The organism is Acidilobus saccharovorans 345-15 (assembly GCF_000144915.1).
In the GTDB taxonomy this organism is placed as follows: domain Archaea; phylum Thermoproteota; class Thermoprotei_A; order Sulfolobales; family Acidilobaceae; genus Acidilobus; species Acidilobus saccharovorans.
In genome coordinates this window covers 437017-460131 of record NC_014374.1, presented here as the reverse complement: position 1 = coordinate 460131, position 23115 = coordinate 437017, and the positions used below count along the sequence as shown (strand labels likewise).

The window sequence follows — 23115 nt, the reverse complement described above, 5'->3', positions numbered from 1 at the left end:
TTAAAAACGCTTTTCATTGCTGGACATGTAAAGTGAACTGGGGCTCCGCCGGGGCAGGAGGTTTTAGAGCCGCAATGAGCGAACAATGCCCTAAGATACTGATAGTTGGCGACTGGGACGCAGACGGAATCATCGCATCAGCTGAGATGGTCTATGCCAACGAGGTTGCAAAGGCCTTTCCCATAAAGGGTAATAAGTGTCCGACAGAGCTCCGGCCCGCGAGCCCAAGGACCATGTCTGAGGCCTTTAAGGGAGGCTGCTGGGACTACGTTATAATATTGGACATACCGTTCACTCAGGAGGTAGAGGCGTCCTTAGATCAGCTGACGGCAAGCGGCTGCAGGCCTAAGATCTACTACTTTGACCATCACAAGATAACCATAGAGAAGAGCACGTACATAGAGGGCAAGTACTCGGCCGTTACATTCATAGGGCTCTCGCCCACCTCGGTGCTAGTAAAGGTCTTCCTGGAGTCCATTGGCGTCAAGCTGACTCCAAGGCTTAAGGACCTCGTGTCGAGCGCGGCCGTGCTTGAGGGGGGCGGCTGGCTGAGCAGAAACAACAGAAGCGCAACTGAAGGCATGGTAAAGCTGGCGGCCTCCATATCTAAGGCAATAAACCAGTCCAAGGACCCTGAGCTCTGGAGAAAGTACGTACAGTGGGCCTCGAGCGTGTTGCCCTTTGAGGTCTCAGTAGTGCCGTCAGCCAGGGATTATGAGAACCTAGTGTCAAAGGGCCTTGAGGTCTCCGAGAGGAGCGACAAGGAAATAAAGGAGGTGGCCACGGGGCTGGCCATGACAGCTAAGGCCGTGGGCTTCCTGAAGCTGGTCGATGCCAGGGGCAAGTGGAACAAGAGCGGGGCCTCGGCGTTAGCTTCAGCCCTTTATAAGATCACCAGGGGCACCGTGGCCCTCCTTGTTTCAAAGAGCGACGACACGGAGCTCCTAATAATAAGGAGTGGCCACGGGGAGGCCATGAGGATAGCCGAGGAGCTCTTCAAGCAGGGCGTAATAGAGGACCTGGGAGGCCATGAGAACATAGCGTCTGGAAGGGTGAGGAAGGGCATCAGTGACAAGGAGCTCGAGGACGCCATTAGAAAGGCCTCGCTGGCAGCTTTCAGGTTCAGCGGCCAGTAACCGCCAAGGGCTGTGTTAACCTATTTAACTTGTAATTTATACCTCTGCCAGAGGCTGACGGGGCAGGAAGCATGGCACAGCAGATGAAGTTCTGTCCAAGGTGCGGCACGCTAATGAGGCCGAAGTCCATCAACGGCAAGTTAGTGTTCGTTTGCCCCAAGTGCGGCTATGAGGAAGAGGTGCCCAGCAAGGCGCGCGTTGCCACCCCGCTCAGCTTCACTGAGAGGGTTGCCCACACGCCTAAGGAGAGAATAATAGTAGTCGATGCAAACGCGCCGCCGCCCACGGCTCAGGTGCTTAAGGGCAGCGTCAGGTGCCCTAGGTGCGGCAACGACGAAGTGCTGGCGTGGATGATGCAGACCAGGGCCGCGGATGAGCCGCCTACCAGGTTCTACAGGTGCACCAAGTGCGGCTACACGTGGCGTGAGTACGCCTAAGCCATAAGTGACCCTGCCGAGCAGCTGCTTAGGTTAATATATTTCACCCCTTAACATCTTCTACAGGTGCCTTCGCCACGGACACGGTGCAGGAAATAGTTTCATCGCTTCAAATACCTCAGTCAGAGCCCTACGTCAAGTACGCAATTGCGGTCGACTGGGGCATGCTGAGCGTTTACCTCATAGTGCTTCTCATAGCCCTCACCGCGTACTCCGCGAAGAGGAGTCCAACAAAGGCCAATAACGTGGCCCTAGTGATACCTTCCGTAGCTGATGAGAAGGTCAGGGACTCGCTCATAATGTCCCTGAACCACAACAGGTTCCTGAACATTCCAATATATGTAGTGATTGATGAGGGCGCGCCTCTAGAGGGCTACCTGAAGAGCCTGAACTGGATCAAGGTGGTCGTCGTACCTAAGGATTACAGAAGGGACCTGTTCGGCAAGGGAAGGGCCCTGAGGTACTTTGTGGAAAACTACGTAAGGCCTGACATGTGGTATGTCTTTCTTGATGATGATAACCTTGTCCTTGACGACAGCTTCCTCTACGAGATACCTTACTACGAGAGGAGAGGCTTCGTGGCCTTTAACCCCATCCTCATGCCCCGCAGGGGGAGGTCCTACCTGACATTTATAATGGACTTCACAAGGTTCCTTGACGACATCTCCTTCTTCAGGCTCTTCACAGGACTCGTAAAGAGGCCCTACGTGGGCCTCCACGGCGAACTGCTGGGAGTAAAGGGCTCCTTCCTGTTGAAGAGTAACGCCTTCAACGTGCCCAGCAGGGTGGAGGACTACATGTTCGCCGCCGAGGTCCTGAGGCTTAGGGGTCACACGTGGCAGAGCAGGACCAGGGTGAGCATACTCAGCCCCAACTCGGTGAAGGACTTCATTAGGCAGAGGAGCAGGTGGCACGCGGGAATACTTGAGAGCTGGAAGAGAGTGCCAAACTCTATGAAGCTGATGACCTTCATTAAGTCGTTCCTGAGGACCGTGGGCATCGTAGGCCTGTGGGTCCTTGTGCCCCTGACCCACTCCCTTCTCCTGCTACTGCTGGCGGCGCCCACCAGCGCAGCCTACTGGTTCGTATACATCTATGGGGTCAGGAGGGCCGGCAAGCTTAGGTATCTCCTGGCAGTACCAGCCTTCTGGATGCTCGAAGGCTTTGGGTTCATATATGGCATCCTAAAGCTGAGGAGCAGGGACTTCGTAGTAATAGATAAGTCAATCTAGGCCTTAACTGGAGGCTGAAGGAGCTCTACTGCCTCCTTAAGGCTCTTCTCCCGGGCTGAGGGATCCGTTTCCCCGCACGCCTCCACTATCTTGGCCAATATCTTGTATATCCTTATTATCTCATCAGAGTGAATGTTAACCGTGGACTCCAGGCTCTTGTAGTTCGCGTTCAGCGAGTCCACCAGAAGCTCAAGGACAGAGACGACGTCCTCCACTTCCTCCTCATGATGATGGTGGTGATGCTCCTCTTCCATCTCCGAGTGCTCCCTGGCCTCAACTTCTTCAGATATCCTTTCCAGGTCCTCGCGTCTCTTTGGGAGATCCATCCTCCTCCTTCCTTTGCCGCCCTCCTCGCTCATGTAACTTCCCTGGGAAACGTGCCTCGGGAGGCTTAAAGTGTGTTACCGAGAGGTCAGGGCGTAGGCACCTTAGCTCTGAGTAGACGTTTTATAGCAATATAAAGGCTTCGCAACCAGATAATAGTTAGGTAGGTAACATAATGGCAGCGCCGAGGGGGCCCCCGAGGAGAGGAGAGCAACAGGCAGAGGTGTCCCAAATAGAGCGGAAAGCTGTAATCTTGGACTACATGGAGGCCGGCTACTACCTGGACCCGCACAGGTGGCACAGGGAGAAGCCGGTGGCCCAGGCAATCGGCGAGAGCAGGTTCACCCTGCTTGACGGCATTCCACTTCAGCCTGTGGAGCCCCTCGAGGAGGTCGCAGTGACCAAGGAGGTCCTTGAGACTGTGGAGGAGCCCCTAGACCCTGTTGGAAGGCACACAAGAAAGGTGAGCATACCTATGGCCTGCATTAGCACCGGCGACTCTAAGAGGGTCTGCCTGCCAACAGCTAAGGTTGAGCAGAGGCTACTTGACCTCCTTAAAGTTATGGCTGGCGATGAGCTTGAGATAGTTAATTCCCCCGCTGAGTTCTCCAGGACGCTCACCAACATGGGGCTGCCCCCTAAGGCCATAGCTGCCCCAAGGACTCCCCTCACATATGAAAGCCTAACGGAGATAGCCAAGAGGAACCTGAGGGAGGCTGTAAAGTTCATAATAAAGGCCAACGAGAGGGTTTTCATAGAGTTCTTCAATAAGGCTGAGCCCATAAACATAAGGCTTCACTCCATAGAGCTCCTCAGGGGAGTGGGCAAGAAGACCCTGATGGCCATTCTGGACGCCAGGACCAAGAAGCCCTTTGAGTCCTTTGATGAAATACGCAAGCTAATAAAGGACGACCCTGTTGAAGTGCTCACCGACAAGGTTCTTGAGGAGCTCGAGGGTCGTTCGAAATACAACCTATTTGTGATGCCCTCTGCCAGCGGGGTGCCCTTCCTGGATTACCTCTCGGTCCTTGAAGGAGCTCGCAAAGAGGGCCGTAAATGAGGTACCCGAGGGACCTTGGCCAGAGGTTCCTTGTCAACAAGGATGGGGTAAGCCTCTTCCTTGAAGGCCTCAGCGGCTTTGAAGGACTTGATGTATTAGAGGTGGGCCCCGGCGAGGGCCAGCTGACTGTATCAATAGCTAATGTGGCCAGGAGAGTCCTGGCGGTGGAGTTTGATAGGGAGCTTGCAGCTAGGCTCGTGGCTAGGGTCCCTTATAATGTCTCTGTGGTAGTCGGTGACGGAGCTAGGTACGCGCTCATAGCTAGGTCACCAGTGCTGGTCTCGAACACCCCATTTTACCTCAGCAGCTCCATAATAACCAACGCTGCCAGAAACAACAACCTGGAACTCATGGTTCTTGGACTACAGCTTGAGGTCGCTAAGAGAGTCACGGCGCGCCCTGGAAGTGAGCTATACGGCAGGCTGTCAGTGATCTCCCAGGCCTACTTCAGGACGCAAATTATAGGGGTAATGCCGTCGTCGTGGTTTAAGCCAAGGCCTAAAGTTGACGCCGCCGTGGTGCGGATGGTAAGGATAAGAAGGTGGGACCCCACCGGTGAGGCCTTAGAGAAGGTCACCAGGTGCCTGTTCTCTTACAGGAACAAGCTGGTTACGAAGGCCGCTCTCCGTTGCCTGGGCAGCGTGCCAGAGGACTTCAAGAGCCTTCCCTCAAGCACCAGAGTCAGGGACCTAGCTCCAGAACAGCTGATCGGTGTTGCCAAGTGGCTGAGCTTAGGTGGGCAGATATAACTACTGCGGCTGGAAGGCTTAGAGTGGCCTTGTCCAGGTGTGTTTACGAGCCTAGCGACGACTCTCTGTTAGCGATAGACGCTATGGTAAAACTCAAGGAGATGGGAAGGACCTACGAGGCCGTGCTTGACCTTGGCACGGGTTCTGGCGTGCTGGCGTTGGCGTCTTTGCTCCTTTTCCGCCCTAGAAGGCTTGTCGCTGTTGACATCTCTCCCTACGCTGTTGAGTGCGCCAGGGCAACGCTAGGCCCTGACGCGGCAGTTATACAATGCGATGGTGCCAGGTGCCTCAGCGGTGGATGGGATCTGATAATACTTAACCCTCCATACCTGCCCTCGAGCGATATTCCTCATGATGAGTGCGACTTCTGGGAGTTCATGGCGTGGAGCGAGGGCGCAAACCATGAAAGGCTGTGCAGGGATGCCGCTGAGGCCGGCAACGAGGTGCTTATAGTAAGGTCGTCATTGTCCTCGTTTAATGTAGACAGCTGTCTTAGGAACGAGGGGCTTCACATGGATGAAGTCTTGGCTAGCCGAAGGTTCTTTATGGAGGAGCTTCGCGTTGAACTATGGAATCGGTTTAGCGTTAAAAAATAAGGGTATTTCCCCTCTTTCGACAGGAATAGGATAATAATTAGTACAGGTTATTAACCTGTGGGGCTTTACGCTATGCAGAGCGTGTACTCCGAAACGCAGGGCGCTGAGATAATATCACTTGACGACATAAACGTCTCAAAGATTATAACTATAAGCGCTAAGATATCGCTGCCCGAGTCTATAGCAATAAACGCCATAGCCGAGATCTGCCACGTCAGCAAGAGCTCGCTGGTAAGGGCTGCCATTGCGAGGCTCATAAGGGACTTCTACGCCGCAGCTCCTGAATCGCTGGCTGATCTGAACAAGGGCTTTATGGCATCGGCTATTATTGTGGATGAACAGATATCCAGGTGCCTGGAGAGGCTTTCTAAGAAGGAACCTAAGTAAGGGCTCAGGAGGAAAGGACCTCGCAAAGATCCCTAACTATGGCATGAAATACCTCGCTGATCCTCCGGGCGCCGCACTCCTTTGCGCACAGGTTCCTCTCCACAGGGTCGCTCTTGGCGCCGCACTCCTCATAGGAGCACGCTTTCTCAAGCCTCTGCCTATCTATATAGATGACCACCAGGTTGCCCAGGTCGCTTACCTGAAGGAGTCTTCCTGCGCCGCTTACGTTTATTATCTTTAAGAGTGACTGGTAGTCGTCGAGCTTCTTATCTACGATGAACGCCCTCGGCCCAGACGACAGGGACCTAAGGAGCCTCTCAACGAGCTGCGACTCAGGTCTAGAAACCCCTTTACAGAACCCCTCGGCCTCAGTGGGGGACAAGTCTCGTCACTTCCGATCAGCGGTAATACCTTACATCACCGGCCTGAGTCCTGCCTTACAATAAACTTACTCCACTGCCTGAGGTATAAGTTCATTACCATGACTTCCCTCCTGGCGGCGTCAGGCTCGAGGCACCCAGTTTTAATTACCCTGCCATCTATGGTCTCTGCCACTATCCTCTGGTACCCCTTTGGCTTGCCGCAGTCCTCAACGCTGAAGCTCTTCAGGAGGCCGTTCATGGCAAGGCCCTCGACCTCTATGACTCCCCTCGGAGGCTCTGGAGAGTCTTCCCTGTCCTTCTTCAAGAGCGTCCCCATAACTGAGGCCAGGGCGGCCCTTAAAAATTAAGGATTATAACGCGTGTGCCCCGCCTAACCGTTTGCCCATCATCTTCATCTCCCTTATGGGATCTCAGGCAACGTGAGACCGGCGGGGCCACGTAGACCTATGGAACTTCAGGGGTGAAAACACTTCCGCTAAAGTAAAATATTTTATTTTTTAGAAATTCTAGGTTGCTTTACTTAACGGCAGAATCGCTGGACTGCAGCTTAACATTTTCATGAAAAACTTAAAGTTAGGGGTACTCTTGTTTGAGAGGGCTACATTTGAGCTCCGAGCACCCTGCCATAAAGGCTATGAAGGAGATCTCCGAGTTCGCGATTAGAGCTGCTGAAGTAATAGATGTCAGTGAGGTCGACAAGATGGTCGACATGTTGACCGACGTCTACCGCAGGAAAGGCAAAGCTTTAGTGATGGGCGCCGGCCGCAGCGGCCTTGTAGGCAAGGCCTTTGCCATGAGGCTCCTCCACCTCGGCTTTAACTCATACGTGCTCGGCGAGACCATAGTGCCCAGCATATCCAAGGGCGACGTTGCCATAGCAATCTCAGGCTCCGGCAGAACTGGCCTAATAGTTGACGCCGCTGACGCCGCCAAGAAGGTGGGCGCCTATGTAATAGCAATAACCACTTTTCCGGAGAGCCCACTAGGGAGCATAGCTGACCTGGTCGTCAGGATACCTGGGAGGTCCAAGATAAGCAAGATGGATGACTACTTTGCGAGGCAGATACTTGGACTTCACGAGCCCTTGGCCCCTCTGGGCACGCTATTTGAGGACACGGCCATGCTGTTCCTTGACGGCGTCGTCTACTACCTCATGATAAAGCTTAACGTGAGCGAGGATGAGATGAGGAGCAGACACGCGAACGTCGAGTTCTAAGTGATGGCCTTGAGGCTCAGGCTAGTGGCCGTGGGCATAGAGGGGCCCGTGAACCTGGGCTACATCTTCAGGCTCTCGGAGAACTTTGAGGTAGACGAGCTTTACCTGGTGTCCCCCACCGCCAGCGTCGCGGAGTCCCTCAGGTGGGCCGCCAAGGCTTCAGACATGGCCTGGAAAGCAACCGTCGTGGGAAGCCTTAAGGAGGCCCTGAGGGATGTCGAGCTGAGCGTGTGCACCTCCGACGAGAGCTCCGCCAGGGACCTGTTGAGGTCACCCGTCTCGCCAGAGCAGGCGGCTGAGCTGATGATCGCCAGGAAGGGCACCGTGGCCCTAGTTGTTGGGAGGGAGAGCGTCGGCCTCACAAGGGATGAGCTGGCCCAGTGCGACCTCCTCTGCACAATACCTGCATCGCCAAAGTACACCGCACTTAACGTGTCCAACGCCACCGCCGTACTCCTTTATGAGATTTACAAGGCCAGGAGGAAGTCACCTGAGTACGAGCCCCCGAGCAGGAAGACCATTGCGCTTGCTGAGGCCTACGCAAGATCACTGGCAGCGGCAGTTGGCAGCAGCGAGGACGACCCAGGCCTCTCGGTTAGGAGGCTGCTCTCAAAGGCCACAGCGGCTGAGGCGAGGCACCTCCTGAACCTGCTCAGCAAGGCCTGCTCGTCGCTCGGCTGCAGGGACATGGCAAGGAGGAAGCTGGAGGAGCTCTGCGGGGGTCCCTGCGAGGAGGCCTAGACCTCGAAGTAGACCTTCCTGGCCTTCTGAAGCCTGTCCAGGTAGGAGCCCTCCTTGTTTATCCTTGGCCTGCCGCTCTCCTTCTCCTGCCTCATAGTTATGCCCAGCTGCGAGAGCAGCTCATTCATGCTGGCCCTTAGCGGCGCTGGCGAGGACGCTATTCCATGGACTCCCGGGGTGCCGCTGAACACCATAGCCCTATTGCTTATCATGGCTATCATCATTATGTCGTGCTCTGCCACGAAGGCCGCAGCCTTCCTCGTCTCGGTTAGCCTCCTTATTATCTTGCCAACCGCGAGCCTCTCCTCCACGTCAAGGTGTGCTGAGGGCTCGTCAAGCAGGTAGAGGTCCGCCTCCCTGCTCAGGGACATAGCTATGGCCAGCTTCTGCATCTCCCCTCCGCTCAGCTCCCTTGCCTCCCTGTCAAAGAGCCTGTGGAGGCCCAGCTTCTCAGTGAGCTCTATGTAAAGCCACGTGCCGGTCGTAATGGCCTCCGGGTTAACGCTCCTGAGGACGTCGGCCACAGTCATGCCCTCCGGGAAGAAGTCAGGTCCTATATACTGGGGCTTGTAGCTCACCTTGAGTTCCCTGTAGGAAAACGGCACTCCCTCATCAGCCTTGAGCTCGCCCGTTAGGTACCTTATGAAGGTCGTCTTGCCTATTCCGTTAGGTCCTGTCACAGCTATAACTTCTCCCCCGTTGATATAGCCTGGCATCACGTCAAGCGTGAAGTCCCCAAGCCTTACCCTAGCCTGGGTCCACTCAAGGTACTTGTACTCCGCCTCCTGCTGGGCGGCCTGAACGGATCTGCTGAATATGATTGGCGTGCTCCTTATCCTCATGTTCTCTGACTGCAAGTAGCCGTCAAGGAAAGCGTTTATGCCGACCCTGACTCCGTAGGGCTGTGAGACTATGCCGTAGACCCCAGGCTCGCCGTAGAGTATGTGAACGTTGTCGCTCAGGTAGTCCAACATAGCAAGGTCGTGCTCTACCACTAGGAAGTACTTGCCTGGCTTCACCTCAGACCTTATGAGCCTTGAGACCCTTACCCTCTCCCTTATGTCAAGGTAGCTGCTGGGCTCATCAAACATGTAAACGTTTGCGTCTTTGCTCAGAGTGGCAACTATGACCATCCTCTGCAGCTCGCCGCCGCTAAGGTTCCTTACGTCCCTGTCCCATAAAGCGTCCAGGCCTACCTCCTGGGCCAGGTCCCTGGCGACCCCCCTCTCATCTGCACGCTTAAGGAGCTCCCCCACGGTTCCCTTTAGGTACCTGGGCACAAGGTCTATGTACTGGACCTTGTGGGCCACTGTGAGCTTTCCATCATAAAGCTTCTGCAGGTAGGTCTGCAGCTCGCTGCCCCTGAAATGCCTTAGAACCTCCTCAGCTGGCACCTCCTTAACGTCGGTCCTGCCAAGGTTGGGCATCAGCTCACCGGCAAGTATCTTCAGGGCGGTTGTCTTGCCGACGCCGTTCTTGCCCAGGAGCCCTATGATCTGCCCGTCCTTAGGTATTGGCAGCCTGAATAGCTTGAAGCCGTTAACGCCGTACCTGTGGACGGCCTCCTCACTGAGCTCCTCAGGCAGGTTAACTATAGCTATGGCGTCAAAGGGGCACGCCTTGACGCAGAGGCCGCACCCTATGCAGACGTCCTCATGAATTACCGGCTTTGCCCTGGCCTTGGTGTCGGCCTCGATAGCTACGTCCTTCTTACTTTTGTTTATGGGGCACACCGAAATACACTGATAGCTACATCGCTTAGGCTTGCACTCGTCGCTGTCTATTACAGCTATCCTTGTCATAAGTGACCCTTAGCTAAAGGGCGACTGGAACCTTAAAACTTAAACTCAAACCTTTCTCCTGGCTTCAGAACTACAACCTTGGTCGGCAGCCCTCTTGACGTTACCATCCTTGCGAACTCCTGGGGGTCACCGTAGAGCACTGGGAAGGTGCCGTAGTGCATTGGTATGGCTACCTTGGGCCTTATTAGCTCCACGGCCTTGGCGGCCTCGTTGTGGTCCATCGTAAAGTGGCCGCCTATGGGCAGCATGGCTATGTCGGGCTTGTAGAGCTCACCTATGAGGCTCATCTCAGCTGTGATGCCAGTGTCGCCAGCGTGATAAAGGGTTCCCTCGCCTGTTATTATTACCGCGCCCACTGCCGAGCCGTGAGTGCTCGTGTGGTTAGCGGGCACCAGGGCCACCTTTATGCCTCCCTCCAATACCATAGGGCCACCCATGTTGCCTCCGATCGCCCTTGACTCGTCACCTATCTTCTCAGCGATGAAGTTGGCTATCTCATAAGTGCTGACAACTTTAGCCTTGGGGTTGTTCTTCATGATCTCAAAGGTGTCGCCCAGGTGGTCGTCGTGATCATGCGTCAAAATTATGTAATCCACCCCTGTTATGTCGCTTGGCTTCACCGGCGAGAGGGGGTTAGTGACCCATGGATCAATGAGTATCTTCTTTCCTGAGACGTTAACCTCAAATGCGGAGTGCCCATAATAGACTAGGTACCCCATGCCTGGTCCCACTGGCGCTGCCAGGGATTAGGGAGGATAAAAGCAAATACCTATGTGTCTCCACTTATAGCCTTCCCAGGGACCCCGCAGCGTGAGGGTTAGCCTTTGATAAGCCAAGAGGAGATCTCTAGGATTCTGGAGGCCGGCCGCATAGGCGCTGAGGCCAGGGAGCTTGGAGCCTCGCTGGTGAAGCCCGGCGCAAGCGCAAGGGAGATCTGTGACGAGGTAGAGTCGCTTATCATCAGGAGGGGGGCGAAGCCCGCGTTTCCGTGCAACTTCTCCATTAATGAGGTCGCGGCGCACTATTCGCCCGGCATAGATGACGACGTCAAGGTACCAGACAAGGCCGTCGTAAAGGTGGACGTGGGAGCCTCCGTTGACGGGTACCTTTCCGACACTGCCGTGACAGTAGCCATAGGCAGCGAGTCCTTCCAGCAGCTGGCTCTCGCGGCCAAGAGCGCCCTCGACAAGGTGGCTGAAGTTATGAAGCCCGACATAAGGGTTTACGACATAGGCAAGACCATAGAGAGTGTCATAAAGTCCATGGGCTTTAAGCCAGTGAGGAACCTGACAGGCCACACCATAGAGAGGTATACCCTTCATGCTGGCCTCTCAGTCCCTAACTACGCGGAGAGGACGCTCTTCTACCACAGGCTGAGGCCCGGAACCCAGGTCGCGGTGGAGCCCTTTGCCACCAGCGGGAGGGGCCTCGTGGTTGACGGACCCAAGGCATATATATACTCCGCCACGGGCAACAGGCCCCAGAGGATTTCAGAGACCGCAAGACAGCTCCTTGAGTATATACTTTCTCACTACAGCACGCTGCCCTTTGCTAAGAGGTGGCTCTACCCGGAGTGGAAGCGTGAGGAAATAGAGGCCGGACTTGCAGAGCTCGTTAAGGCGAGGGCCCTGGTCGAGTACCCAGTCCTCATAGAGGCCTCCAGGGCCCCTGTCTCGCAGTTTGAGCACACCTTCGTAATAACCCACGATGGGGTGATAGTTGCCACGAAGCTGTGACCTTAGTTGCTATAGTTTAAAAGCTTCTGCGGTTTTCCGCTAAGCGGAGAGAAAAGAAGATGGCTACCAACGCGTTGGCCACTTGGATAACTGTGGGCGTCAACATACTGTGGATAGCGCTCCTATTCCTATGGCTTACAGGCCTGGGCAACTGGATTCAGGTCTACTGGTACAGGGCCGACATAAGGTCAAAGCTTAACCTCCTGGGGGGCCTCGCGGACGAGGCTAAGAAGGCAACCTTGGACTTCATGAACAAGAACAACGCTAAGGACGCGGCCTCCCTGCTTGACAGGCTGACCGACTTCTTTACAATAGACCCTGTGTCCGTTGAGCCCACGGACATCATAAGCAGGATGAGGCACCTGCTTAACATCAGGGACATGAGGTTTAAGGACTCGTTCATAGAGGCCATGCCTAACTCCGACGATGTCACCAGGAGCATAGCCTCCACGGCTGCTGAGATAACTTCAGCGTTAAACTTCATCTATAAGTACGTGAGGCACCTCCTGCTCTTCAGCGAGAAGACCAAGAACTGGTACCTGATACTTCAGCTGGAGATATTCATGCCACAGATAGTGCAGCTGGCGCAGACCTACAGGAAGGCCCTGGACGACTTCCTGACCAAGGTGCCGGTAGGCGACGGCGCCGGCCCCATGGTGGCGCTGAGGCTTGCAGGGCCCGACGCGAAGTGGAGGGAGGTTACGGAGGACACCGTGGTCACAGAGACCAACTTCGAGGGGCGCAACATAATACTTGTCAAGGCCAAGGGGCCCGCGTCCACCGTTGGGAGGCCGGGCGAGGCCGCGGAAAAGGTGATAAGGGAGGCCATAGCGCAGGGCAGGAAGGTCTCGCTCATGATAACAGTCGACGCGGCGCTGAAGTTCGAGGGGGAGGCCACAGGTGACGTCGCCGAGGGCGTCGGAGCTGCTATAGGGGACCCTGGCCCCGAGAAGATAAGGTTCGAGAGGGTAGCCACGGAGTATAACATTCCTCTGAGGGCCGTGATCGTCAAGATGGGCATGGATGAGGCCATACTTGCCATGAACCAGGACATATATAACGGCGTTGAGAAGGCCGTGGAGAGGGTCAAGCAGATCATCAGGAGCGAGAGCAGGGAGGGCGACACGGTAGTGGTAATAGGGGTTGGCAACACCGCGGGGGTGGGCCAGTGATGAACACCCTGCAATATTACATGCTGATGTTCCTCATAGTGCTGCTAGCCGCGACTACCGTGATGACAATAAAGCAGATGAACGACATAAAGAAGTTGCAGGAGCTCAGGAAGAGGCCTAAGATAGTCACCGTGGAGCAGTGCGGGGGCTCCACAAGCACGAGAGACTTCAGGGAAGGTGACTACGTGGGCCTCGTCACGGGCTCCTGCTCCGACGGAACGCCCAGGAGGATCATAGGAATATACGCAATCAAAGAGGAGAGCAAGAAGCGGGGAGGCCTCTAGTCGCCGGTGATCGCGTAATAAGGGCTCCTAATCGTATAGAGCTAGGTGGGAGCTAGCTTTGCGCGACACGCTATCATGGGAGGTCTGCGACATCTGCGAGAGAAGGGTGCCTACGAGGCTGTGCCGCGTTGATAGCAGGGTGCTCAGGGTCTGCGACGAGTGTTTGATTACCCTCCAGGGGCTCCTATCGTGCGGCTCCGTGGGAGGGGCCACGGCAGCCCGCAAGCCAAGAGAGCTAAGCGTCAACGAGGAGCTCCTGAGCTCCCTCAAGGAATCCCATGGCAAGGAAGAAAGGAAGTACACAAGAAGGAGGGCCTATCACTCCAGGGAATCTTAAGGGAGCCTTAACTTAGCTCAACAAGACAGGGCTCGCTTCTCTGAATTAAACCTGTTGGCTTAGCCAGGGCCTGCCGTCAGAGAAAAGCTTTTATAGAAGTAATCTCACGATAGCTTATTGAGAGCTATACGGTGGTGGATTATGGCGGCAGCCCAAGGGATACCCGTGCTGATACTCAAGGAAGGAACCCAGAGGTCTTACGGCAGGGAGGCCATGAGGAATAATATACTAGCTGCCCAGGTCCTGGCAGAGATGCTTAAGACAAGCCTCGGGCCTCGCGGCCTGGATAAGATGCTAATAGACTCGTTCGGTGACGTCACAGTAACTAACGATGGCGCCACTATAGTTAAGGAGATGGAGGTCCAGCACCCCGCTGCCAAGCTCCTAGTTGAAATAGCTAAGGCCCAGGACGCTGAGGTGGGCGACGGCACCACCAGCGTCGTAGTACTCGCCGGGGCGCTGCTGGAGAAGGCCGAGGCCCTGCTGGAGCAGAACATACACCCGTCAATCATAATTGACGGCTACACCAAGGCCATGAATAAGGCCCTTGAGATCCTGGACAAGATAGCCATGCCTGTCGACGTGAACAATGACGAGAACCTCAGGAAGATAGCCTACACCACCATAGGCAGCAAGTACGCGGGCCAGGGGCCTGAGAAGGACAAGATGGTGGACCTGGCGGTTAACGCCATAAAGATAGTTGCCGAGCCCAAGCCAGAGGGCGGCTTCAACGTAGACCTTGACAACATCAAGATAGAGAAGAAGAAGGGAGAGAGCCTAATGGACTCCGTGCTCGTCAGGGGCATAGTCCTCGACAAGGAGGTCGTCCACCCAGGCATGCCAAGGAGGGTCGAGCACGCAAAGATAGCCGTGCTCGACGCCCCGCTTGAGATACAGAAGCCTGACATAACAACAAAGATAAGGGTAAGCGACGTCGACCAGCTCGACTCGTTCCTAGATGAGGAGACCAAGATACTTAAGGACATGGTAGACCAGATAGCCGCCACCGGCGCCAACGTTGTGATAACCCAGAAGGGAATTGACGACGTGGCCCAGCACTTCCTGGCGAAGAAGGGGATACTTGCCGTCAGGAGGGCCAAGAGGAGCGACATAGAGAAGCTGGCCAAGGCTACCGGTGCCAAGATAGTGACCAGCGTGAGGGACCTCAAGCCTGAGAGCCTGGGCTACGCTGACCTAGTCGAGGAGAGGAAGGTCGGCAATGACAAGATGGTCTTCATAGAGGGCGCCAAGAACCCCAGGAGCGTGACCATACTGCTCCGCGGAGCCAACGACATGCTACTTGACGAGGCTGAGAGGAACCTTAACGACGTGCTTCACGCACTGAGGAACATAATGAGGGAGCCAAAGATAGTGGGCGGCGGAGGTGCCCCAGAGGTTGAGATTGCCATGCAGCTCAGGGACTACGCTGCCACCATAGGAGGCAAGGAGCAGCTCGCCATAGAGGCCTTCGCAGACGCCCTTGAGACCATACCGAGCGTGCTGGCCGAGAGCGCCGGCATGGACCCGCTTGACACCGTGATGCAGCTCAGATCCCTGCACAGCAAGAAGCTCACATTCGCTGGCGTTGACGTACTTAACAGCAAGACTGCTGAGAACATGTTAGACATAAACGTTTACGAGCCTCTGTTGGTCAAGAAGCAGGTAATAAAGGGAGCCTCTGAGGCCGCCATAGCCCTGCTCAAGATAGATGACCTCATAGCCGCAGCGCCGCCGAAGGAGGAGAAGAAGGGCAAGGAGGGCGAGGAAAGCCCCTCAAGTGGCAGCAGCGGGAGCAGCTAAGCTCTTAGACTTAGTCTGAACTACCCTCGTAACTCCACTTTTATGTTATATTATAATTATTTTATAGCCATGCAGTTTCTTCTTTAACTCAATGACCCCCTCTCCCTTAATAGCCTTCCCTTCCCCCGTTCAGGGGTGGATGAAGCCCGTTGGGGAGCTCCATAGACATGCTTAACCCCAAGCTGAGGGCGGCCATAGCATCCCTCGGCTACAGAGGCCTTCTTCCTATACAAGAAAAGGCCATACCCGTGATATTAACGGGCAACAACACCCTGGTTATCTCCCCAACGGGCAGTGGCAAGACTGAGGCCGCTGTCTTTCCAGTCGTGTCCATGATGCTTGAGCGCTTCACGCCGGGCGATGGCACCGTTAAGGCCATCTACATAACCCCGCTTAGAGCGCTTAACAGGGACGTAACTCTGAGGATCTCTAGGATCGTCGAATCCATCGGCTTCACGATATCACTTCGTCACGGTGACTCGACGAGCACCATAAGGAGGAGGTTCCTGCAGAGCCCCCCTGACTTCATGGTGACCACGCCTGAGAGCCTCAACCTGCTACTGACGGTTGCTAAGGGCAGGGACCTCTGGTCGTCAGTCTCCTTTGTCATAGTTGACGAGATTCAGGAGATGCTTGACAATAAGAGGGGGGCTGAGCTCTCCGTGGTGTTGGAGAGGCTTGAAGAGGCTTCCAGGAGCAGGATCCAGAGGGTCGGCCTTTCCGCGACGCTCTCCGAGAAGTCTAAGAGGGAGGCTGCGTCGCTCCTGGCCTTCAACAGGCCAGTCAACATAGTTGAGGACAAGGGGGAGAGAAGGTATGTAATTACTGTGGATGTAGTAAGGGGCAAGGGCCAGGACGAGTTCCAGGAGGCCGCCAGGAGAATAGCTGAGATAGGTGAAAGGGAGAGCGGCTCGGTGCTTGTCTTCACAAACACGAGGTCTGTGGCAGAGAAGCTGGCATCACTCATAGGAAACATTGTTGGCGATGACAACATAGCTGTACACCACGGAAGCCTGTCCAGGAGCGTGAGGGAGACGGCAGAGGCCAAGTTCAGGGAGGGCAAGGTAAAGCTAATGGTCGCTACCTCAAGCATGGAGCTTGGCATAGACATCGGGTCCGTTAACCACGTTGTTCAGTTCATGTCACCAAGGGAGGTAATAGCTATGACCCAGAGGGCGGGGAGGTCCGGCCACGTCTTCGGGGGGACGAGCAGGGCCACGATAGTTACTTTCGACAACGTCTTTGAGGTCCTGGAGTCCACCTCAATAGCAAGGAGGACCGAGAAGGGCGAACTCGAGGACCTCGGCTTCCCGCGCAGCCCACTTGATGTGTTAGCCCACCAGATGACCGCCATGCTAGTTGAGGGGTCAGCGGACAACATCAGGAGAGTGCATGAGATAGTCGCAAGGGCCGCGCCGCTAGCCCACGTGTCCCTTGATGACGTTAGGAAGGTGGCCGAGCACCTGGACTCCGTGAAGGTTATTAGGTTCGACCCCGAGACAGGGGAAATTAAGAGGTCGAGAAGGACCTTTAAGTACCTCTACGAAGTTTCAATGATACCCGATGAGATAAACTTCAAGGTTTACGACTTATCCTCCACGAACCTCGTTGGCGAGGTCAGTGAAAGGTTCGTGGAGGTCGCAATGCTAACCAGCGGGAGCACGAAGTTCCGCTTCACCCTGGCCGGGAAGGTGTGGGAGGTCGTTAACATAGACTATGACAGCGAGAGGATAGACGCTAAGCCAGTTGGTGAGGCTGAGGGCGCAATACCCATATGGGAAGGGGAGCTCATACCAGTTAGCTCAAAGGTTGCCAGGGAGGTCTGCAGCATACTGAGCTTCTCGATGATGGAGCCTGAGAAGGGCCTTGAGCTGCTGAAGTCCAAAGGCATTGATGAGGAGACCGCCAACAGAATTGTGAGGGTCGCTGAGGAGAGCCGCAAAACGTGGGGCACGGTACTGACGTATAGCGAGCCCGTAGTGGAGGAGTCGAAGGGGGTCAGCATACTTTACGCCTGCCTCGGAAGCAAGGGCAACCTGATGCTCGCGCTCCTCATATCTAAGGCCCTGGAGAGCAGGATGAAGGTCTGGTTCGACTACATACCTTACGCCATAGTGTTCTCGTCGCCATCAGGCGTCCCCGCGGAGGCGATAAAGGACGCCCTTGAGAAGCTCAAGTCGCTTGACCAGGCGGAGCTCGTGGCCATGAGCTATGACGCCGTCAGGTCAACGCCCCTCTACATAGCTAGGTTCCTGCAGGTCGCTAAGAAGCTAGGCGTGATTGACCCTGACGCCAGGATCTCGCTGGAGCAGGGCAGGAAGGCCATGGAAGCCTACAGGGGCTCAATAGTCGACGAGGAGACCCTGAAGGAGATAGCCTTTGATAAGCTGGACCCTCTGGCAGTTCATGAATTCCTCTCAAACCTCAGGGAGGTCCACGTGGCGAGCTCCTCAGCCCCCTCGCCGCTCTTCAAGGAGGTCATAAATAACCCCTACCTTAGGAGGGAGCTGGCCACTAACATAAAGGAGGTGGCAATAGACTACATAGCTGAGGGCCTCAGGAGGGCCGCGCTTTCAAAGGAGGCGCTGTTCCTCTGCACCGCCTGCGGCAACGCCTGGAGGGCCAGGGTCTCTGACATAGGTGATTCCATCAGGTGCCCCAGGTGCGGCGCCATGATGGTTGCCCCCCTGCCCGCCACTGAGTGGGGGGAGGAGGCCGCCGCAAAGTACGCCGCCTGGAGAAGAGGATCCCTCAAGAAGCCCAACAACGACGAGAGGAAGCTGATAAAGGAGGTCCAGGAGAGGGCAATACTTTACATAAACTACGCGTCACAGGGCCTTGGCAGGTACGTGATCGAGGCCCTAATGACCTCTGGTGTTGGCCCAAGGGCTGCTAAGAAGGTCATGCAGGAATACTTCAAGGGAGGAGAGCAGGCGTTTTACAAGGCCCTGCTCAAGGCCAAGGAGGAGTATCTTGTCTACAAGAAGTTCATAGATAATAACGCTGGGAGCAAAAGGGAGCAGCCTCAAGGTCACGGCTATTTTTAAATATCCCAGGTCCCATATGGTACCAAGGTGCCGCGGTAGTATAGCCCGGCCCAGTATGCAGGCCTCTCGAGCCTGTGACCCGGGTTCAAATCCCGGCCGCGGCACCACCTTCATGTTAAAATGACTTCAAATAACGTCTCCAGCCCAGCAGTTACTCGTTATAATTAAAGTCATAGAGGTCCAGCCCTTTTATTTCTCCTGACACACCCTACCGGTGAACAGCAGATTATGGCGATACCAGCATGAATTCCAGGGACTTTAATAAGCTGCTCATCTCACTAATTGGGTTTAACCTAACCGTCCTCTCAGTCATGGTCTACGGGGCTGATGGCACGGATGTTAACATAGGTCGCTTCATGGGGTACCCCTTCCCCTATTATGTTCCTTATCCAGCTGCCGTGGCAATAGCATTCCTGCTCTTTGCAATAGGCATTAGCATGATGCTGCTCTCAGGGGTCGTAGTTAATAGAAGGCTGGAAAGCAAGGCTGTGCTAACCTCAGTGATAATAGCTGGGGCCTCAGCTTTCATGACTTTTCTGACATATTTGCACGGTAAAATAATAGTAAGCGGCGGCCGTGAGGACTCCTATGTAATTCAGTTAGAGGCTGCCAGGGAACTGCTCAAAGGCTTGAACCCCTACCTGGTTAACTACTCAGGCGTCCTGCTATCAAGGACCGCTATAAACAAGTTGACGCTTATCTACCAGGCGGGACCTCCATATAATGCCTCTCATGCCGTAGGCTTCGTCTCGTCGCTCGACTACCCGGCGTTCTCCTTCATTTATTACATTCCGGCAGTGCTACTGCGGATACCAGGTAATGTCTGGGACTCGGCAGTCCTCGGGGCCGCGCTGGCAATTTTATATTTAAGGCTCAGGCAGGCCGGAAGGGACCTCTTCCCCTTAGTAGTTGCGTCAGGAGCGCTTTACATGATAATGGACCCAGCAACCTTTGATCCCATAACTGGCTGGCTCGCGCCGGCCATTCTAATGGTTACGTTCGCAGATAACCCAGTGATAGCTGGAGTCATGATAGGCCTTGCAGCCTCGTATAGGCAGTACGCGGCCGCGCTGGCCTTCGTCTATTTCCCGCTGTCGCTTCGGAGGCTTGGCAGATCAAGGACCCTGAAGGGCGTTCTCTCGATGTTAATTACTGCCGCCATAGTAAACTTGCCTTTCCTTGTCGGCTCCCCGCGCGTTTTCGTAAGTGACGTCCTGCTTCCAGCAAGGCTTGACCTGGACCTGGAGGGCTTCGGCATCTCAAGCGTCTACTTCATATCGCACCTGACGTTGCCAAGGCTGTGGCTTGACGTCACAGCAGTCACAACCCTTATAGTGGGTTCAGCGATTACCTACTCGTTTTATGATGAGCTGGAGGCCGCTGCATTCGTGTTTCCAGCACTTGCATTCTTCATTTATCCACGCCCCCTTTACTCCTACTGGCTCTGGTTCCCCTTCGTTGGACTTCTAGCCTCCCTCACTAACGTGAAGGGCGATGGCAGCCCCTTGATTAGGTCCATTTCATTAGAGGGCCTGGGCATAGCTTCAACTATAGCCGCAATTTCGATTTACGCCAGCGGGGTGCTGAGCCTACTTACTATTGCTGTATTTTCGATGTCATTAACTATGATAATCCTGTTGCCGCGGGCCGGGGACCTCTTAAGGTCGAAAGAGTCGCTGGACGTTATGATCGCCACGCTCGTGTTGCCCATGGGCCTAGGCCTTGTGGCCCTCGCTGCAAGGAGCTACATCTCATGGCCTGTCGTCATGGCCTCGAGAGCGGCTAATGGGCCGCCCGCTTTAATCTATGACTTAAGCAGTGGGCTGCCGTTGGCCTTAGGATCCTTTGAGTACGGCACCCTTTGGCCTTCTAAAGCAGTGGGCCTTCCTCTGACTTTAGCTCTGGCGGCCTCAGTAACGAGCGCCTTCGCTCTGCTCTCGGCTATGCTCTTCGTGTCCACGCGCAAAGATAGCCTTACACTGCTACGTGCGGCCGCCCTAATGGACGGCGCCGCCGCCATACCATTATTGACGTCTGGGCCTCTAACGTCGCTCGCTGCCTTAATTGTAATCATAGCTATGGCCCTTTACGTCAGCGGGGAGCCTCGCAGCGTAGCGGCCTCACTCATGCTGGGGGCGACCACGTTCCTCACCCCTGCAGCCTTGTCCATGTGGATAATTAGTGTAACCACCAAGGTTAGAGGGAGGCGTAACCTCATGATTAATGCCATAACCTATGCGGTCTCTGCGGCCATCGGCATAGTCATAGGAGTGCATTTCAAGGTATCGTGGATTCTTGAACTGTCAAGCCTTCCATTGGCCCTCATCTCCCTAATCCTGGCCGTTGCGCTGCCATTAGCTTACATCACCGCCTCGCGCGCCAATAGAATCGCCCCCCTTATCGCTGCTATACCATCAGCCGTATTAGGTCAGGGTATCATTGCGGTGTCGCTAGCCATGGCGTCACTGCTTGACTAAGCCATTCAGAACCAACGCTATATCTACTACAGATCCTCCGGCCCGCCTGAGGTTACTTAGGCATATGGGACACATAGCTATGGCCATGTCAGAGGCCTCCCTGAGTTCCCTGACCCTCCTCACAGCTATGGCCTCGGCCAGGCCAGGCGAGAGGGATTCCACTGGCCCGCCGCAGCACGAGGTCCTGGTGCCATGATTCCTTGGCTCCACCAATGAAACGCCTGCCCCCTTAAGCAGCGACCTGACCCTGTCGGCGAGCCCTAGGTCCCTCGCATATATACATGAGTCGTGAATGGTGGCTTTAATCTGGGTGGACAGCCTAGGTTTGACCAACTCTAAGTAGTTGACGACTTTAATGTCAAAGCCCACGAGCTCCCTGTAGTGCATCAGGGTGAGGGTCGTGTGCGGATCTATGGTTATTACACCCTCTACTTCCCCCTCGGACTCTATGGCCTTAGCTACCTTCGTCGCGTGCTCCCTGAGGCCGTCAGCTATCCCATAGTCAAAGAGCAGAGCGCCGCTGTACATGTTTGAGACCGCAGGGTCATACATGAAGTCCACCTGTGAGCTGGCCAGCAGTGAGGCTATAGATCTAAGGATCCCATTATATTCTTCCACCTCGCGGGGGTCGGGCCTAACAAGTCCCTGAAGGTAAGAGGGTCTCAGCTTCGCGAGGCTCTCAGCGACGTCAAGCAGGTCGGACAGCCCCCGCGACTCCATGAGGCTGAGGAACCTCACCGTCGCATTGATGTAGGGCACCAGCTGATAGAGAGCCCCCGTGAACAGGAGATACCTGCTGCCCCTTCTCTTCAGGTCGAGGCCCCGTGACCACTGTGAGGCGAAGCCGGGCGGCGCCGGCACCGGGTAGCCTGTGAGGAGCGTGTAAGTTCTCATGAACCTGAGGACCGAGGAGATCTTAAGCCCCCTCATCTCGTTCTCACCGCCGCGTTAGAGCTGATCACGGGGCTGCCCCACAGCATCGCCCTGGCCATCCTCATCAGGTCCCCAACCCTGATCCTGGCTGGGCATACTGTTGAGCAGGCATTGCATAGCAGGCAGCTGTAGAAACTTGACAGCACCTCGTCACTTAGGCTCGCGCGGCCCTCCAGGAGCTCCCTCAGCAGGGTGACCCTGCCCCTGGGACCGTAGCCCCTGTGCGGCCCAAAGGGCTGGGTAGGGCAGACGCTCTCGCAGAAGCCGCAGTACACGCACTTGTTGGCCTCGCTCAGCAGCTGGTCCCTGTAGCTCAAGCGCCCTCTTGTATTACAGTGGCCTCGCCCCTATTCACGCTTCCGTATTGTCGAGCAGCGGAGGTTCATATCATGCTCACGGGTATGTTGTCTGGGGTAACAGCCCTCCTCGGCCTTAGCCCCAGCCTCCTGAGCTGCTCCTCAACGTGCCTGTAAAGTATGACGTACTCCCAGTCCACGTCAGCGAGCCTCTCATCTATTGAGGCTAGCCTCCTCACGAAGTCCCTTATGGAGTTGTCGTCGCTGAAGCCTATCATGGCGGCCGCGTAGACCTCCCTGCCGGGCTCCAGGCCCGCCGAGACCAGGCTCTCAATGGCCCTGAACTGAAGCTCAAAGAACTCAGCCCTGGCCCCCGTGAGCCTGTGGAACTCCTCCGCGTTGGTTCCCTTGAACGACACCCTGACCACGACGTTTGGGTGAGCTGCGAGGTCCTTGGCGTATGAGGGGTCGTTTCCTATTAGGAGGCCGTTGGTCTCAAGTACGAAGGTTATCCCCCTCTCGTCAAAGAGCTCTATTAGGTCGAGCAGGTGCCTCCTGCTTATGGTGGGCTCCGCGCCGCTCAACCTGACCTGCGTGAAGCCCTTGGACTTGGCTATTGAGTATATGGCGTTGAAGGCCTGCTGAGGCGTCATAAATTTACCAAGGGATATGTTGTCCCTGAAGCGCCAGCTCCAACAGAAGCCGCACGAGAGGTCGCAGCCTATGACGTCACCGGTGGCTATGCCGCCATACCACCTATCAGCCCTGAACCTATAGTATAGCCTCTGCTCCACGCCGTTAACCTCCCTCGTAACCAGCCTCCTGACGGCCTCAGCCCTCTGAAGGGGGTCGTAGCCCTCCTGGCTCAACTCTGCTCGCTTGCCTGTACAGTGTTGACGGCGGCCTAAACGCCTGAAGCTTAAACCGCGACGGCAAGACCACGGAACTGCTAGCCCTATTACCTTTCCTA

Annotated in this window: 24 protein-coding genes and 1 tRNA gene; 17 read left to right on the top strand and 8 right to left on the bottom strand. The window is 55.5% G+C overall.

Going from position 1 to position 23115, the window contains the following annotated elements; genetic code table 11:
* Positions 1 to 74 precede the first annotated feature (74 nt).
* The 3 genes from ASAC_RS02340 to ASAC_RS02330 all read left to right on the top strand — a co-directional run bounded on the left by ASAC_RS02340 (position 75) and on the right by ASAC_RS02330 (position 2805).
* Positions 75 to 1136, top strand: a complete 1062-nt coding sequence (locus ASAC_RS02340; RefSeq protein WP_148217110.1) for a phosphoesterase — start codon at positions 75 to 77, stop codon at positions 1134 to 1136.
* A gap of 83 nt (positions 1137 to 1219) precedes the next feature.
* The gene (locus ASAC_RS02335; protein WP_013266374.1) at positions 1220 to 1573 is read left to right on the top strand and encodes a transcription factor S; all 354 of its coding nucleotides are present in this window, start codon (positions 1220 to 1222) and stop codon (positions 1571 to 1573) included.
* A gap of 86 nt (positions 1574 to 1659) precedes the next feature.
* Positions 1660 to 2805, top strand: coding sequence for a glycosyltransferase family 2 protein (locus ASAC_RS02330; protein WP_013266373.1), 1146 nt, complete (start codon positions 1660 to 1662; stop codon positions 2803 to 2805).
* On the opposite strand, the gene ASAC_RS02325 is transcribed toward ASAC_RS02330, so the two are convergent.
* Entirely contained in the window at positions 2802 to 3164 is a 363-nt protein-coding gene (locus ASAC_RS02325; protein ID WP_013266372.1) for a hypothetical protein, read from the bottom strand. The genes ASAC_RS02330 and ASAC_RS02325 overlap by 4 nt on opposite strands.
* Positions 3165 to 3304: 140 nt before the next feature.
* On the opposite strand from ASAC_RS02325, the gene ASAC_RS02320 reads away from it, so the two are divergent.
* From ASAC_RS02320 to ASAC_RS02305, 4 genes are all read left to right on the top strand, one after another.
* Positions 3305 to 4189: a DUF655 domain-containing protein gene (locus tag ASAC_RS02320; protein ID WP_013266371.1), complete on the top strand. Its 885-nt coding sequence runs from the start codon at positions 3305 to 3307 to the stop codon at positions 4187 to 4189.
* The gene (gene rsmA, locus ASAC_RS02315) at positions 4186 to 4938 is read left to right on the top strand and encodes a 16S rRNA (adenine(1518)-N(6)/adenine(1519)-N(6))-dimethyltransferase RsmA (protein ID WP_013266370.1); all 753 of its coding nucleotides are present in this window, start codon (positions 4186 to 4188) and stop codon (positions 4936 to 4938) included. Before ASAC_RS02320 ends, rsmA begins: the two co-directional genes overlap by 4 nt.
* Positions 4911 to 5534, top strand: coding sequence for a methyltransferase (locus ASAC_RS02310; RefSeq protein WP_013266369.1), 624 nt, complete (start codon positions 4911 to 4913; stop codon positions 5532 to 5534). The genes rsmA and ASAC_RS02310 overlap by 28 nt, the downstream gene beginning before the upstream one ends.
* 72 nt (positions 5535 to 5606) lie before the next feature.
* Positions 5607 to 5921, top strand: a complete 315-nt coding sequence (locus tag ASAC_RS02305; RefSeq protein ID WP_148217109.1) for a hypothetical protein — start codon at positions 5607 to 5609, stop codon at positions 5919 to 5921.
* A 4-nt stretch (positions 5922 to 5925) separates the two neighbouring features.
* On the opposite strand, the gene ASAC_RS02300 is transcribed toward ASAC_RS02305, so the two are convergent.
* Entirely contained in the window at positions 5926 to 6303 is a 378-nt protein-coding gene (locus ASAC_RS02300; RefSeq protein ID WP_013266367.1) for a hypothetical protein, read from the bottom strand.
* A gap of 35 nt (positions 6304 to 6338) precedes the next feature.
* Positions 6339 to 6608: a hypothetical protein gene (locus tag ASAC_RS02295; RefSeq protein WP_013266366.1), complete on the bottom strand. Its 270-nt coding sequence runs from the start codon at positions 6606 to 6608 to the stop codon at positions 6339 to 6341.
* A gap of 330 nt (positions 6609 to 6938) precedes the next feature.
* Here ASAC_RS02295 and hxlB point away from each other — a divergent pair, with 330 nt between their 5' ends.
* Both hxlB and ASAC_RS02285 read left to right on the top strand, forming a co-directional pair.
* Complete coding sequence (gene hxlB / locus ASAC_RS02290) at positions 6939 to 7520, top strand: 6-phospho-3-hexuloisomerase (RefSeq protein ID WP_048812953.1); 582 nt, start codon at positions 6939 to 6941, stop codon at positions 7518 to 7520.
* A 3-nt stretch (positions 7521 to 7523) separates the two neighbouring features.
* Positions 7524 to 8261, top strand: coding sequence for an RNA methyltransferase (locus ASAC_RS02285; RefSeq protein WP_013266364.1), 738 nt, complete (start codon positions 7524 to 7526; stop codon positions 8259 to 8261).
* Here ASAC_RS02285 and ASAC_RS02280 read toward each other — a convergent pair.
* Positions 8258 to 10063 (bottom strand): ribosome biogenesis/translation initiation ATPase RLI, encoded by a 1806-nt coding sequence (locus ASAC_RS02280; RefSeq protein ID WP_013266363.1) that lies wholly within the window; start codon positions 10061 to 10063, stop codon positions 8258 to 8260. The genes ASAC_RS02285 and ASAC_RS02280 overlap by 4 nt on opposite strands.
* Positions 10064 to 10095: 32 nt before the next feature.
* The gene (locus ASAC_RS02275; protein WP_013266362.1) at positions 10096 to 10782 is read right to left on the bottom strand and encodes a metal-dependent hydrolase; all 687 of its coding nucleotides are present in this window, start codon (positions 10780 to 10782) and stop codon (positions 10096 to 10098) included.
* 105 nt (positions 10783 to 10887) lie between these two features.
* Between ASAC_RS02275 and map the strand changes: the two genes are divergently transcribed.
* The 8 genes from map to ASAC_RS02240 all read left to right on the top strand — a co-directional run bounded on the left by map (position 10888) and on the right by ASAC_RS02240 (position 20916).
* Positions 10888 to 11799, top strand: a complete 912-nt coding sequence (gene map, locus ASAC_RS02270; protein WP_013266361.1) for a type II methionyl aminopeptidase — start codon at positions 10888 to 10890, stop codon at positions 11797 to 11799.
* Positions 11800 to 11858: 59 nt separating this feature from the next.
* Positions 11859 to 12971 carry a DUF1512 domain-containing protein gene (locus ASAC_RS02265; protein ID WP_013266360.1) on the top strand — a complete coding sequence of 371 codons (1113 nt, stop codon included), beginning with the start codon at positions 11859 to 11861 and terminating at the stop codon, positions 12969 to 12971.
* Positions 12971 to 13255: a hypothetical protein gene (locus tag ASAC_RS02260; protein ID WP_013266359.1), complete on the top strand. Its 285-nt coding sequence runs from the start codon at positions 12971 to 12973 to the stop codon at positions 13253 to 13255. Before ASAC_RS02265 ends, ASAC_RS02260 begins: the two co-directional genes overlap by 1 nt.
* A 58-nt stretch (positions 13256 to 13313) precedes the next feature.
* Positions 13314 to 13592, top strand: a complete 279-nt coding sequence (locus ASAC_RS07760) for a hypothetical protein (protein WP_013266358.1) — start codon at positions 13314 to 13316, stop codon at positions 13590 to 13592.
* 141 nt (positions 13593 to 13733) lie between these two features.
* Entirely contained in the window at positions 13734 to 15392 is a 1659-nt protein-coding gene (gene thsA, locus ASAC_RS02255) for a thermosome subunit alpha (protein WP_013266357.1), read from the top strand.
* Between the two features lie 149 nt (positions 15393 to 15541).
* Complete coding sequence (locus ASAC_RS02250) at positions 15542 to 18439, top strand: DEAD/DEAH box helicase (RefSeq protein ID WP_013266356.1); 2898 nt, start codon at positions 15542 to 15544, stop codon at positions 18437 to 18439.
* A 29-nt stretch (positions 18440 to 18468) separates the two neighbouring features.
* Positions 18469 to 18546, top strand: a tRNA-Glu gene (locus ASAC_RS02245).
* 135 nt (positions 18547 to 18681) lie between these two features.
* A complete protein-coding gene (locus ASAC_RS02240) occupies positions 18682 to 20916 on the top strand; it encodes a hypothetical protein (RefSeq protein ID WP_013266355.1) in 2235 nt (744 codons plus the stop codon).
* Here the strand turns inward: ASAC_RS02240 and ASAC_RS02235 are convergent.
* The 3 genes from ASAC_RS02235 to ASAC_RS02225 form a co-directional block, all read right to left on the bottom strand.
* Complete coding sequence (locus ASAC_RS02235; protein WP_013266354.1) at positions 20902 to 21846, bottom strand: heterodisulfide reductase-related iron-sulfur binding cluster; 945 nt, start codon at positions 21844 to 21846, stop codon at positions 20902 to 20904. The two genes, ASAC_RS02240 and ASAC_RS02235, sit on opposite strands and share 15 nt — an antisense overlap.
* Entirely contained in the window at positions 21843 to 22166 is a 324-nt protein-coding gene (locus ASAC_RS02230; protein WP_013266353.1) for a 4Fe-4S dicluster domain-containing protein, read from the bottom strand. The genes ASAC_RS02235 and ASAC_RS02230 overlap by 4 nt, the downstream gene beginning before the upstream one ends.
* A 65-nt stretch (positions 22167 to 22231) precedes the next feature.
* Positions 22232 to 23014: a radical SAM protein gene (locus ASAC_RS02225; RefSeq protein WP_013266352.1), complete on the bottom strand. Its 783-nt coding sequence runs from the start codon at positions 23012 to 23014 to the stop codon at positions 22232 to 22234.
* Between the last annotated feature and the right edge of the window lie 101 nt (positions 23015 to 23115).

Coding starts and splice junctions, on each gene's coding strand:
- ASAC_RS02340 (WP_148217110.1), top strand. CDS start 75: ATGAGCGAACAATGCCCTAAGATACTGATAGTTGGCGACTGGGACGCA.
- ASAC_RS02335 (WP_013266374.1), top strand. CDS start 1,220: ATGAAGTTCTGTCCAAGGTGCGGCACGCTAATGAGGCCGAAGTCCATC.
- ASAC_RS02325 (WP_013266372.1), bottom strand. CDS start 3,164: ATGAGCGAGGAGGGCGGCAAAGGAAGGAGGAGGATGGATCTCCCAAAG.
- ASAC_RS02320 (WP_013266371.1), top strand. CDS start 3,305: ATGGCAGCGCCGAGGGGGCCCCCGAGGAGAGGAGAGCAACAGGCAGAG.
- rsmA (WP_013266370.1), top strand. CDS start 4,186: ATGAGGTACCCGAGGGACCTTGGCCAGAGGTTCCTTGTCAACAAGGAT.
- ASAC_RS02305 (WP_148217109.1), top strand. CDS start 5,607: ATGCAGAGCGTGTACTCCGAAACGCAGGGCGCTGAGATAATATCACTT.
- hxlB (WP_048812953.1), top strand. CDS start 6,939: ATGAAGGAGATCTCCGAGTTCGCGATTAGAGCTGCTGAAGTAATAGAT.
- ASAC_RS02285 (WP_013266364.1), top strand. CDS start 7,524: ATGGCCTTGAGGCTCAGGCTAGTGGCCGTGGGCATAGAGGGGCCCGTG.
- ASAC_RS02280 (WP_013266363.1), bottom strand. CDS start 10,063: ATGACAAGGATAGCTGTAATAGACAGCGACGAGTGCAAGCCTAAGCGA.
- ASAC_RS02275 (WP_013266362.1), bottom strand. CDS start 10,782: ATGGGGTACCTAGTCTATTATGGGCACTCCGCATTTGAGGTTAACGTC.
- ASAC_RS02265 (WP_013266360.1), top strand. CDS start 11,859: ATGGCTACCAACGCGTTGGCCACTTGGATAACTGTGGGCGTCAACATA.
- ASAC_RS02260 (WP_013266359.1), top strand. CDS start 12,971: ATGAACACCCTGCAATATTACATGCTGATGTTCCTCATAGTGCTGCTA.
- thsA (WP_013266357.1), top strand. CDS start 13,734: ATGGCGGCAGCCCAAGGGATACCCGTGCTGATACTCAAGGAAGGAACC.
- ASAC_RS02240 (WP_013266355.1), top strand. CDS start 18,682: ATGAATTCCAGGGACTTTAATAAGCTGCTCATCTCACTAATTGGGTTT.
- ASAC_RS02235 (WP_013266354.1), bottom strand. CDS start 21,846: ATGAGGGGGCTTAAGATCTCCTCGGTCCTCAGGTTCATGAGAACTTAC.